Genomic DNA, 11,799 nt, shown 5'->3' on the forward strand with positions numbered 1-11,799 from the left:
AAACGGTTCGTCGAAGAAAAGCCAAAATTTATTGACTTCTTTCGAACCCGATACACTTCAGTCGCGCCAATCAACTTTGGCTGACCAGTCCGATCTGATCGAGCTGATGGTTTGCGTAGCCGGCTTGCGACAACCGTCAGGCAAACGCGCAAGATCTGCCTCCACCCTCCCAATATATCCATCGCCACCATAAGCCTTGGCAGTCCTGCGGAGAATCTTTCCAAGGTCGTTGCATCGGCATGCGGTGAGAGCAAGGTCGCCCGGGGGCCAAGAAGACGCCATGAACGCCGACACCAATTCTTGCCGCGCTGCCTTGCAGCGATCCCAGTCGAAGAACGGAACGAACTTTAGCAGATCGGGGACTTCATCCTTCTTGGCAAGCTCACGATATATTATCGGGAAGGCTACGGCGATCATCAGCGACACGGGTTCCTTCCGCTGGTGCATTAGCATGGGAAGGAGATGGCCCGCAGCTGCGAGCGCAGCGTAAGGCTCGACCTTGTCTGCTTCAAGTAGTAAATCCGCGCATGCCTCCGCAGCGGCTGCGTCTAGATCAAACACTCGCCTCTCGCGCAGAATCTCTCCCACCTCTCCTATTGCACAAACCAAACGAAGGCGCGCCAGCTTGGTCGCCTTCTGGAAAGCCACCATGTTTCTACTAGCCAGCGAAGCACGAATGCCTGATGCAAGGCCAGCACGCGCGACCCATGCGCCATCCAGTTTTTCGCCTAGGCCACCAAGCATCTCGACAAGAAACGCCGTCTCATCGCCCGGAAAGTGTGCGCCCAAGCAGCGTTGAAGCGCACGGAACGCTATCTTTGATCTGTCGTCACCCTCCGTACGGGCAAAGACAGTCGTCACGATCCGCACGAACACGTCGCACGGTACCGCGTCGATGAAGATCACTCGTTGCAGGAGATCTGGCGCAACTCGTTCCGCTATCGGCACAGCATCAACGCCTATGCCGGGATCGCCGAGTATTACGCCGAGCTGAGAGTCGTCTGCCCGTCGCAGTAGCCCTGCAAACATAGCGGCGCGGAGATCTTCAGGCAGGTGTGCCTCGCGCAGAAGCCACCTCGCATCCCCCAACGCCGGATCTAATGCCTGCGCTAGAAGGGCATTCCGGCGATCCGTCGCGGGCATGTCGCTGAGCGCGATGAGGACCGCGTCCTTCATACCAATCTCGCGAGCACGCCGGATGCAGCAGTCCGCAAGTCCTGACGCCTCGAAGTCGTTCACACTGCCGAGATGCCGTATTTCCGCAGCGAGTTGTCCTCCATCGAGCTTCTTCACAAGAGGGCGAGCAGCGGGAAGCTGCCAATCCCAGACCAGCAGCGGCAGCAGTTCGTCGCCAACCGCAGCAGCGAGAGGCGGTTCGAGATCGGGAACAATCTCGCCAACACGTTCCACCAGTCGGGGATCATTCGCCACCCCTTCAGCCAACCGCGCACTCTCCGACAGCAACCTCCCGAACACCTCCGGTCGGGCGGATAGCAATGCCCGCTCGGCACGGTCACCGAAAGCATGGCCGATGCCATCGGCGATGATGGGGGACAGTCCAGTGATGACCCCGCGCTCATCAGGTTGAGAGAGCATTGCGATTGCCCTCTCGGGCGCACGTCCGGCAAGCTGCCCCACAGCCGTTCCCACCGCGTCAACGCCAAGCGGCATGGAACGGCCGTGCATCTTCCTCGCAATCGCGCCCAGGAAGGTCCAGGCCTCGGCCTCGGGAAGGATCGACGGGGCCCTCAGCACGGCATCGGCGAGCAACGGTTCCAATATACGGACGGCCAACGCGTCGCGGACCTTGCCCGAATTGGCGATGTCGAGAAGCCCCAGCGCCGCCGTTGGCGTGCCGCTCAACTTGCTGAGAAGCTCGTCCCACAGCAAGGCGATCCTCAAGGTCGCGGCGTTGTCGATATCCTCACCATCACCCCCGACAAGCCCAACCTCTTTCGAAGTAAGCAGGCGCGGATGAGGATCATCGAAGACCCGGCGGACGATCGAGCTGGTCCACCGATGTCGCGCCGATTGGGACAAGCGCCCGTCGACCCGTCGGCCACTCCAATCGGAGAATTTCGCCCTCGCGTCCTTCGGCGCGAAGACGAGATTAAAATCCCTACCCGCAACCTTTCGCGGCGAGAGCGCGAACGTGGATATCGCGAACCGCCGACGCATCGATGGCCATAGCGCGGTCATCAACCGGACGGCGATGAGTTCCGGCATTGGGGCATCGAAAAGGACGACGGGTTGCGAGTTCTCGAGGAACAGCGCTTCGAGGACTTCGTTTCCCTTGAAGGCTGACACGGGCGGCAGGGCCTGGGCTGAAACATTTTCCAGATAGACACGGGTGGCATCCCCGTCCGTGGGGGGACGATCCAACTCCAGCAGCGCGAGGAAGGCAGAAATGCCGTCAGTCGCCGCCCAGTCGGCCATGGGGATGATGAGGCTGATCGTCCGGACGCAGCCCGCCCGGGTGACAGTGAGATCCTGCCACGTGCGGGCAAAGACGTAGTGGGTTCCGCTCGGGAGCGGATAGCCCGTCAAATACGGCTCGAACCTCTCACGAGGACGTAACGGCCCCGCTACGTCTGAAAGACGGTCGATCGCCGCCTGGTCCTCCATCGGAAGTTGCACCGATCCAGCTAGGAGCTGGTGCCCCTTGCGATATCCATGAACCTGGCGCTCGACGACCGTCACACTAAGTGCCAATCACCCAAGCGATCGGCAGCGTGAGGTCGCCGTCGCGCTCCCACTTCCCCTCTGAATTCTGCATGGCCACCCAGCCGCGACCTTCCAGTCCACCCTCCTGCACTGCATCGCGGCAGTCGGGATCGACCTTCAGATCGCCCCCTACGACGCTCAGGCCGAACACGAGAAGATCGAGCCGCTCAACATCGTCCAGTCTTCCGGCGAGAAGAGGATACTCATGTTCGAGATACGCCTTAGGCCCCTTTGCGAATTTTCCGACGTCTACCATGTCCCAAGCGCTCACAACGATCGACACCCGGGGCCGACCGCCATCTGGACGATCGGCCAGCGACACTTCGAGGAAGCGCAGCAGTTCGCAGAGCATTACCTGCGTCGCAAGGCCCGGGTCCTCGCCGTTCCCGAGCTTTGCCATCATCTTCTTCGAGGTCACCCAGTCTAGAGGCCGGACATCCTGATCGGACCCGACCCGGACGAACAGAAGCGCGCCATCAGCTCGGCGCAGTTCGTTCATCCAGTCGGATGAGATCTCCGAATTCTTGACAGCATTTAGCCACAGCTCACCGGAGATGTCGGGAATGACGATTGCCGTCTGTGCGCCGCCTTCCTCTTCCGCGACGATCACCTCGAAATCCCTACGCGCGTCGGCGTGCTCCGATCGGGGAGCGAAGCTCCCAGAGTTGAGATGATCCGTCACCTCCAGCACGAAGCTGATGTCATCTGGCTGCTGGGCGATCTGAAGGCGCCCCTGCTTTGCGTCAAGCGCGGGCCACACCCGCCCGATGTAATTGGTCTTTCCGGAATCGGGACCGCCGAGAAGTACCACTGAACGGCTCACCGGTCCCTCCTGTAGCCCAAAAACGACCGAACGCCGTCGCGCGACGGACTGGTCGGCCAGAAATCCGGCATCGGCCGCGCCACACCCACAGTCTCGCCGATGAGATCAGAAATGCCGAATCCGGCCTTCACATCCACATGATTGGAGAACGGCGCCACCTGCAGGATCCTCGCCTCGATTCCGCGGCGATCGAGTTCGGCGGCCAACCGACTGGAGGCCGCCTCAACAAGCTCGCCGTCGTCGCGATGGGTGACGACGACCATGATCCGGGGCCGCCGACCGTCGAACATTATTTTCAACCTCTCCACTAGTTGTCCGACACGCAAGATCAGCGCCTGCCGCCGCTCCTTGTCCGCAAGGGCACGCCCGTCGAGTACAACCCAGATCGCCTCGGCAGCCTTCATGAATTCTAGGCGATCCGACCGTGCGCTAGCAACGAGTTTTGTCGTCCATTCGCCAGGCAGATCGGGCAGCGCCAGATCGATGCGACGCCCGTCCGACTTGCGCACGAGACGTAGGTGGAGGAAACCGGGCCGCCGATCGTCGGACATGTCAGTGTGTACCGTCATCTGGTCCGGCGGGTTACCGGCATTCCAATCGCGGGCACCGCGCGCGATGTCCTCGAAGCCCATTAGACTTCGGCTATCGGCGAATGCCCAGCCTTCCAGCATCGCATTAGAGACGAGCAAGTAGATGCTCGCCAGACAGGCAGTCTTGCCGGAGTCTGGGTCGCCGAGAATCCCTACCACCGTCACGTAGCGCGAAGCCATCATGTCGGATACGACTTCAGGGCTGAGCGTGTGACTTGATGGAAAGGGGGCGCTGCCCGTCGGGCGCTGCAGCACCGGCGCGCCGATACCGCTGGCGCCACCATCCCCCTTCACTTCGACGTCACGGCCACCGGTACCGGTGGCCTCCTCCGTGTGATGCTCACAGGTCGTAGGATCGTGCTCGAGAGCGCACACGCCGGTCTCGCCGACAGTGCATCCCTCAAAGTTGCAGCCCGAGGTCACTGCTTGATGATCCCCGTGGCCATGTTCCGCGATAGCGCACTCTCGAGAAGTGCCCGCGCTCCCCACGTCGAGGCCTTCCTCTTGATCTCGGATCCGACTACGTCGGCATTGCCAGTCACGATGGCGTTGAGAAGCGGGAAGACGGTCGGATGGGCCGTCACGTTGCTGGAGGCGTGAACACCAGCTGCAAGCGGCGCGCGATCACCGCCGATCTCGGCCAGAAGTTCAGGCAGATCGAACTCGGGATCGGCGTCGACAGTGCGCAAGACAAGATCGCGATGGACCTCGGCCGGCAGCCGCCGCAGGTGGTTCGACGCCTCGATGCCGGCACCGACCAGCTTCACGGCTTCGGAGAGCGCCGACAGGGGGCGATCGAGCAGGCGGCTGCGGCTGAGCTGCGACCACCAGAGAAAGTCCAGTTCTTCCCGGTCCAGGGCGGAGTTCCGCCGAAGAGCCTCGATCGCGTCGAGCGCCGCCTTTTTGAAGTTGGTGGTGACCTTGTCCTCCTCCCCGATCATAACGACCAGGTCAACCGGATCGGGCACGGCGTCGCGTTCACGCGCCCGCTCGGCGCTGTCGAGGCTGTGCCGCCGCGCCCGGTCTAGCACCTCGCGCCGCAGGTTCTCGCGCTTCCCATCTTCCAACACCGGCTGGAACGCGAGCGCTGACCACAGGGCGTTCGAATAGACGTCCTGTATCGTCCAGCCGTTGGTCGCCGGATCGGGCGCGAGCATCGCCACTGCCGCTAGGCCAGCGCATACGCCCACCTCGAGCGGACGATCCTCATAGAGAAACGCCGACGCGTACTTTTGGACGGCCCCCTGCACTTCGGTGCCAAGCTCTCCGTCGGGCCTTCCGTCGCCGCCGAGCGACGCTGCAATCGCCGCCGCCTTGGAGACGATCGAACCGACTTTCTTCACCTCGCCCCACGTCTTAGCGAGGTCGGCCACCGCGAGACGTCGGGAATCCACGTCATCGTTCGACGGGATGAGACCCGTGATCCGCAGGTGCACCGGAATATTGTCAGTCACGCGTCCTCATCCTTCCGTTCTGAGATCATCTTCTCGATCATCGCCGTGACGTCTGGAAGCCGCCTTTCGCTGACCAGCCAATCAAAGAGCCTACGCTCCACACCCTGCGTCATCCGTTCATCGAAATCCGAGGGGATCGCATCTAGTTCAACTAGGATGCGAAGTCGCTCGCTTTCTACGAGATCGCGGAAGAAGCGCAGCAGGGCGAGCTCATAGCCTTCGGCAGCGGGCGGCACCGACGGCATCTCCCCTAGTTCCGCGCCAGCGGTCTCCGTAGGCACCTCCTCGACGACGGGTTTGGTGTCGCCGACATCCTCAGCTATGGCGTTCTCGTCAACATCCGACGTCACGGGGCCGACCTTCCTGAAATTGGGCGAACCGAGGGAGAAGCGCCGATCCTTGCCTCCGAGACGCTTCCCGTCGGCCTCAAAGCACTTCCTCGTCCGGTTCCAGGCCCGCGGATGCATCGTCACTGCCAGCGCGTCGTTCACCTCGTCCCAATCGAATTCTATGATGTTGTACGTGTAGGTGTATTCGTCGTTTGACCGATAGGGCACGGCGGCGCCGGCGGCGAGCATTAGCACGTCGCAGCCGTCCGCGACGGGTTCGACATGCACCTTCGGATTATGCTCGTGGCCCGAGATGAAGACGCGCGCCCTCGCATTCACATACTCCCGCACGTCGGCAGCATCCTTGCACCAGTGGAGGGGATGGTGGACGAGCACGACGTTCTCCTCTCCTGTTTTCCTGGGAAGAGTGAACTGTCGCGAGCCGATCATGAGCTCCGGCTGATCTTCCTTCTCCTTGCCCGTACAGAGCAGGGCCGAGTTCAGCCTTACGAACCTGATCCATCGGTCCGGTCCAATCTCGATGCGCAGATTGGTCGCAAACCTCGCCTCCTCGTCGAGTGCGCATCGGTAGCCGAAGCTGAAGCGGCCGTAATCCTCGAAGCGAGCGAGCAACGTGGCGCGATCACTCGGATTGGCGAAGACCTTCTCATATTCCGCCTGACCGCCGGCGCGGATGTAGTCGAGCAGCGCGGAGCCGCCAACAGACAACTTCTTCCGATCCAAATCGTGGTTGCCCGGCACCATCTGCACACGGTGGATAGGGCACCCGATTCTCCCAGCGAGCTCGTCAAGCCACTTACTCGCTTCCTCATATTCCTGCCAGTTACCGCTCTGGGCGATATCACCGGTCACGAGGATGCCTTGGGCAACGCCCGCAGGAAGTTTGGCCACCACATCGGCGGCATCCTCGATCAACTGCAGCTTCACATCGTCGTGAATATGGATTGAATGATCACGCTCCTGTCCGAAGTGAATATCGGAAACATGGACGAAAACCGCCGGCATCAATCCTCCATTGCTCAACTTCAGCCCCCACAACCTATATAGTTACGCACCGGCGTCGGCCCTATCGCCTGATCGGTTGTAAGCTGCCTTGCTGCACACTGCCCAGCCTCATTCGGTCAATACAGGCATCCATCTAAAGCTGTTGCGCGCGCTCATATCAAAAGCTGTCGTCGAATTGGCAAGAAAATTACGACAGCTTTGTCCTAACTGCGGTCTATGCGGTTCGCCAAACAATGTCGGCTTTCGGGCAATGGTCATAATCACTTAGATGTCTGAGATGAAGGCGTCTGCCGCCTGTCCGCTTCACGTTCCTTGAGCGGACAGGCAGTTCAGGGGGGAGAGCAGAATGTCGGGTATCGGGAAGAAATGACTGAATGCTGCCATTCGTAGCTTTCACGCTCATGACGCCTGTCGACCAGAATGCGTCGTTCGCGGATCGGCCTTTGTAAGGCAGCTTCCACCAGAACCAGCCACTTGCTTAGCGCGAAGCCGCACGGCCGCAATGCGCCCCAAATTCGGTCGTTCCGGCTTGCGCTTTGAGGCGCAAAAGCCGCCATTCTCTCCTGTTTGATTATTTTAGCTGGGCCATAGTGCAATATTGAAGCAGCTTTGATAGGCATCGTGGGGCCACTGTAATGATCTGGTTCGGATGTCACGGTAGTGGTCCGACCATCTCGATCTAGGCGGTCCATGAGCATCTCCAGCGCTGTAGGCAGCCGTCTGCGGGAAGCGACTCACAGTCCCATACTGCTTCTCGGCGAGGGAGCGTCAAAGGCTGAGAGCGATCCTTGCCTTGATTGTGCCAATCGCGTACCCTTGCAGAGGACGCTACCCAGAGGTACAAACCGTAATCATTACCGCGGATGTGATCTAAGCAGTCCTGCCGTTGGGCGTCTTCGAAAGTAGGGGGGATCCCTCGTAGGAATTGATGAACCACATAGAAACTTTTTATGTCGGATGTTTTCGGGGATTGGCAGATCTCACCTTCGATGGTGCAAGCCATTTCAACCTGATTGTAGGTGGCAACAACAGCGGCAAGACCTCCGCCCTAGAGGCGCTCGCGGTATATGCAGCTCCCCTGGACGTAATAGAATGGGCATCAATTGCCCGGACCAGGGAGGTTCGATCCTTCATGTCCTCCGCATCGCCTGGCTTATCATGGTCAGATGCTGTTCGATGGCTATTTCATCAGGACACCAGCGAGTGGCAGCGGAGCACGAGCTATCTACGCTTAGCCGCAGAGGGTCGGATACCAGTTCGGTCTTTAAAGGCGACTTGTGAGCCAGTGCGGGGCATTGCGCCCGAACCTCGCTTCAAACCACTTAATAGAAGCTCCAGGAAGCATCAGGAGCTTGGGGTAGAGGAGGACGGATGGCACCTATCCATCCTTGCAGACCTTGATCCCTCGGCCCTCGCCATCGCTCAAAAGAGGCTTGCCTTCGGGAGCGGTTTAGACGAAGTGCGCCAGCATGGAACGACCTTATCTGTAGACCTTCAGATTTGGTCCTCAACCCCGCTTTTGAGGGCGCCTCGTGCGCGAGGCCTTCAAATGCGCTCCGCTCTCCTAAGCCCATACTCTCATCGCAACGAGCCTCTTCAGATGCGGAGACTATCAGACGCGATCTACTCCGGTCGTAAAGACGCTGTGTTAGGTTTGTTACGCGGCATCGACCCCAAGCTAGTAGACCTAGAAATTATCACTTCAGAAGGAGATCGCCCCCTTCTCATCGCGGTTTTCGAGCGTAGCCGACGGGTGCCGGTTACAGTGCTTGGGGACGGATTTAGAAGAGCGCTAGCTATTGCGGTGGCCATTAACGAAGTTCGTGGCGGCATCCTTATGATCGATGAAATCGAAGCAGCGATGCATGTGAGCGCACTTGATACATTGTTTCCGTGGCTTCTGCGGTCGGCGGCAGAACTCGAAGTCCAGATTTTCGCAACGACCCACAGTTTGGAAGCAATTCAAGAGATTACGGCTGCCGTTCCCCGAAATGATATAGATGATTTGGTCGCGTTCCACTTGCCAAGTCGTGGCCCCTCAGGTGGCAAGCTCCGCCGGTACAATGGCAACATGTTGAAACGGTTGGTTCAAGAGCGGGGTTTCGACATCCGATAAAATGAAGTACCACCTCGCAGTAGTTGAGGGCCCGCATGATGCTTCGTTCTTCGGAGTGCTCCTGCGAGAGCTCGGATTCGACAAGGTCGAAACTGTCGCTGACGTTGACTCTTTCTGGGACGGCTTGATTCCTCGCGTGTTTCCAACAGGAAAGCGACTGGAGCACGTCGTTCGATATCCAGATATGTATACGCGGAGCGGAGCGGATGCATGCTCGGTTGCTGTATCTGTGGCGGGCGGCGACAGCCGCCTGCTGAGCGAGTTGCGCGTAGCACTAGAGATCCTTGATGTTACCTCGATGTCTGGAGTGTGCATTGTTGCCGATGCAGACGATCAAAATGCATCCCATCGCTTCGCCCAATTATTCGCGGGTCTCACAGCTTTAAACACGTCACATGGGCCAGGCGGAAAAGAGGGCGGCGCTGCTGGCGTGCCGGGCTTTCCTCTAGCTTTGCCTGCCGCGGCTGGGAACATCGCAGCGGGAAAACCGAAGGTCGGCATCTACGTACTGCCCGACAATGCTCATCCAGGCACATTAGATGACATCTTGGTGGCTTGCGCAGCATCGAGCCTGCCGTCTCTGTGTGAACCAGCGAAAGCGCTGGTCGCGGCGGTCGATTCTAACGGCAGGGCAGGAGATCCAGTTTTGAAGCCGCTGCGTAAGCCATCGGGGCGTTTGAAAGCCACTGCGGGCATCATCGGCAATGTTCTTCACCCCGGCTCCGCAACGAGTGCTTCCGTGGAGCGAGGGCCTTGGCTTCAAAGCGCGACGGGCCACGAGATAGGCCTCTCCAGCTTGAGGAGCTTCATCGCGAACTGGTTAGCATAAATTTTGTTGCGCGACCCTTTCGACTGTGGATCCTTTGCGACTAGCGGTCTAGTTGAACGAAGGTCCACTTTCACAGCTGCTGCTCTTGAAACCAGCTAGTCTGCAACCGGCCCAAGCTCATATATCTGTCTGCCAATGAGATCAGAGCTGCAATCGCTGAATGGCCGCATTTAACAAGACCCGCCGTTCGACACGTCGCTGGCGAACGGCAGAAATGTCCCAAACTCCGTCTATCGTGGCTCGCCTGACGATGTCGGCTTTCGGGCAGCCGACATCACCACTTAGATGTCTGACTTGAGGCGGATGCCGCCAGTCCGCTTCATTCAAGCCCTATAAATGATCCCATCCTGACGCGGCTGGCTATCTGGAACTGGAATACCGTGCACCAATCCCAATTTTATTGACAAGAATTGGCAGGGTTTGTCATCCTTGAGGTCGGAGGCACCGATGGCAACAATGAACGTATCCCTGCCGGACCCCATGAAGGAATGGGTAGAGGCTCAGGCCAGGACGGGACGCTACAGCAATGCTAGCGACTATGTCCGCGACCTGATCCGGCGTGATCAGGAGGCCCGTGCGGCGCATGATGAGGTTCAGGCCCACATCACGGCCGGTCTGCGTAGTGGCGTCGGGACCAGGAGCATGAAGCAGTTGCTGCAGGATGCTCGCGCGGCTGCCGGGACGACGGATGCCGACCTGTAGAAAGACACGGCTCGCCGAAGACGACATCGTCAACATCTATATGCAGGGCGTGAGGGATTTCGGGCCGCGGCAGGCCGAAATCTACCATGCAGGGTTGTCGGACGCGTTCGACCTTATCGCCTCACATCCGCAGCTTGCGCCTGAGCGGCACCAGCCGGGTCGCATCGGGGATGGCATCTGCCGCCTCACCTGCTTTCCCCGAGACCAGTTTAGCATACAGCAGCAGGTCGCGATGTATCTCTGCGGGGAGTTCGATCGTCAGCTTGACCGGCCGACTGTCAGGAATTGTGCTGATACGGAGTTTTGTCATGGCGCTGCTCCTTCATGCAGATGCCAGGGTTTCAGGACCAGATCGCGATTGACGATCAACGTGAACGGCAGGCCCGGCCGGTCAGTCAAGGTGGGCTGAACATCCATGCTTCGGTCGATCAGGCGGTTTCCCACCATGGAAAAGGCTAACATGCGCGGCATACGCTCGAGGTTGAGTTCACCAAGTGCACGGACCGAACGATAGATACTGGCGTCGTAAAACCGTTCGCCGACCTGTCGCAACAGGCTGATGAGCAGCGAGACATCGTCGCTGAATGTACGTACAGCCATAGCGTCGAGCGCCTTAAGCTTCGCGGCGGCCTTTTCGTGACGGGTTGAGAGGGTGGGAGAGAGGCTCCTGTCCGCCCGTCATGGAGTTTTCGTCATGGCGACCACTATTTCCAAAATCAGCCTCAGTTCGTCCCGTGACATTCCGTTCATCTGATGGTCTCCCGGCAGGAAAGCGCCCGGCCTCTACTGACACCCGGCGAGATCATGCAGCTTCCACCTGACGAAGAGGTTGTCATGGCGGCCGGCACGCCGCCAGTGCGCGCCCGCAAGGCGCGTTATTATGCCGATCCGCGCCTGCAGGAACGCATTCTGTCGCCGCCTGCGCCTCGGTCGCCGGCGGGCGTGTGAGTGCTGGTTGTAATCTCCCCAAATGTGCTGGTTGAAAATTCCCCAGTTCCTGAAGGCCGCAGGTTCAAATCCTGCCCCCGCAACCATGAATAAGTCCTTGATTGGACACGATAAACCCGCCCTAACACGGCGGGTTTTTTGCGTCCTGAATTCCTCCGCAGGATGCGTATAGGATGCAGATGGGAGTGAAAGCGCAGCGTAGTTTGGGCTCATGATGAGGATTTTCACGATGACGTGAGCTTTATCGGCGGTCTTATT

General features: G+C 59.4%; 9 protein-coding genes and 2 pseudogenes. 4 read left to right on the forward strand and 7 right to left on the reverse strand.

The genetic code is table 11. The features are described 5' to 3' along the window. Window positions 1–57 precede the first annotated feature (57 nt). From GWK63_RS16450 to GWK63_RS16470, 5 genes are read right to left on the reverse strand one after another with little or no spacing between them, the layout of a single operon-like run. The gene (locus GWK63_RS16450) at window positions 58–2,700 is read right to left on the reverse strand and encodes a GAP1-N1 domain-containing protein (RefSeq protein ID WP_039999911.1); all 2,643 of its coding nucleotides are present in this window, start codon (window positions 2,698–2,700) and stop codon (window positions 58–60) included. A 1-nt stretch (window position 2,701) separates the two neighbouring features. After that, the gene (locus GWK63_RS16455) at window positions 2,702–3,547 is read right to left on the reverse strand and encodes a TRAFAC clade GTPase domain-containing protein (RefSeq protein WP_039999908.1); all 846 of its coding nucleotides are present in this window, start codon (window positions 3,545–3,547) and stop codon (window positions 2,702–2,704) included. After that, the gene (locus GWK63_RS16460) at window positions 3,544–4,512 is read right to left on the reverse strand and encodes a TRAFAC clade GTPase domain-containing protein (protein WP_202795786.1); all 969 of its coding nucleotides are present in this window, start codon (window positions 4,510–4,512) and stop codon (window positions 3,544–3,546) included. Before GWK63_RS16460 ends, GWK63_RS16455 begins: the two co-directional genes overlap by 4 nt. 44 nt (window positions 4,513–4,556) lie before the next feature. After that, window positions 4,557–5,591 carry a GTPase-associated system all-helical protein GASH gene (locus tag GWK63_RS16465; protein WP_007400114.1) on the reverse strand — a complete coding sequence of 345 codons (1,035 nt, stop codon included), beginning with the start codon at window positions 5,589–5,591 and terminating at the stop codon, window positions 4,557–4,559. Continuing rightward, complete coding sequence (locus GWK63_RS16470) at window positions 5,588–6,946, reverse strand: metallophosphoesterase (protein WP_039999906.1); 1,359 nt, start codon at window positions 6,944–6,946, stop codon at window positions 5,588–5,590. The genes GWK63_RS16465 and GWK63_RS16470 overlap by 4 nt, the downstream gene beginning before the upstream one ends. A gap of 928 nt (window positions 6,947–7,874) precedes the next feature. Between GWK63_RS16470 and GWK63_RS17490 the strand changes: the two genes are divergently transcribed. The 3 genes from GWK63_RS17490 (at window position 7,875) to GWK63_RS16485 (ending at window position 10,593) form a co-directional block, all read left to right on the forward strand. Continuing rightward, window positions 7,875–9,062 carry an AAA family ATPase gene (locus GWK63_RS17490; RefSeq protein ID WP_083824504.1) on the forward strand — a complete coding sequence of 396 codons (1,188 nt, stop codon included), beginning with the start codon at window positions 7,875–7,877 and terminating at the stop codon, window positions 9,060–9,062. 1 nt (window position 9,063) lies between these two features. Further along, window positions 9,064–9,891 (forward strand): DUF3226 domain-containing protein, encoded by an 828-nt coding sequence (locus GWK63_RS16480; RefSeq protein ID WP_039999902.1) that lies wholly within the window; start codon window positions 9,064–9,066, stop codon window positions 9,889–9,891. A 447-nt stretch (window positions 9,892–10,338) separates the two neighbouring features. Further along, window positions 10,339–10,593, forward strand: a complete 255-nt coding sequence (locus GWK63_RS16485) for a type II toxin-antitoxin system ParD family antitoxin (protein WP_099963191.1) — start codon at window positions 10,339–10,341, stop codon at window positions 10,591–10,593. 121 nt (window positions 10,594–10,714) lie between these two features. Here GWK63_RS16485 and GWK63_RS16490 read toward each other — a convergent pair whose 3' ends face one another. Then, window positions 10,715–10,903 carry a DUF2274 domain-containing protein gene (locus GWK63_RS16490; RefSeq protein WP_099963298.1) on the reverse strand — a complete coding sequence of 63 codons (189 nt, stop codon included), beginning with the start codon at window positions 10,901–10,903 and terminating at the stop codon, window positions 10,715–10,717. After that, a pseudogene (locus GWK63_RS17120) lies at window positions 10,900–11,049 on the reverse strand (TrbI/VirB10 family protein); the annotation flags it as partial. The pseudogene GWK63_RS17120 and the gene GWK63_RS16490, both read right to left, overlap by 4 nt. A 291-nt stretch (window positions 11,050–11,340) precedes the next feature. On the opposite strand from GWK63_RS17120, the pseudogene GWK63_RS16500 reads away from it, so the two are divergent. Continuing rightward, window positions 11,341–11,529 (forward strand): annotated as a pseudogene (locus GWK63_RS16500) (type IV secretory system conjugative DNA transfer family protein); the annotation flags it as partial. Window positions 11,530–11,799 lie beyond the last annotated feature (270 nt).

Source organism: Komagataeibacter rhaeticus, assembly GCF_011611525.1.
In the GTDB taxonomy this organism is placed as follows: Bacteria; Pseudomonadota; Alphaproteobacteria; order Acetobacterales; family Acetobacteraceae; genus Komagataeibacter; species Komagataeibacter rhaeticus.

Bases quoted from the DNA above. Each gene is read 5' to 3' on its own strand.
- GWK63_RS17490 (WP_083824504.1), top strand. From the start codon at position 7,875: ATGAACCACATAGAAACTTTTTATGTCGGATGTTTTCGGGGATTGGCA.
- GWK63_RS16490 (WP_099963298.1), bottom strand. From the start codon at position 10,903: ATGACAAAACTCCGTATCAGCACAATTCCTGACAGTCGGCCGGTCAAG.
- GWK63_RS16470 (WP_039999906.1), bottom strand. From the start codon at position 6,946: ATGCCGGCGGTTTTCGTCCATGTTTCCGATATTCACTTCGGACAGGAG.
- GWK63_RS16485 (WP_099963191.1), top strand. From the start codon at position 10,339: ATGGCAACAATGAACGTATCCCTGCCGGACCCCATGAAGGAATGGGTA.
- GWK63_RS16480 (WP_039999902.1), top strand. From the start codon at position 9,064: ATGAAGTACCACCTCGCAGTAGTTGAGGGCCCGCATGATGCTTCGTTC.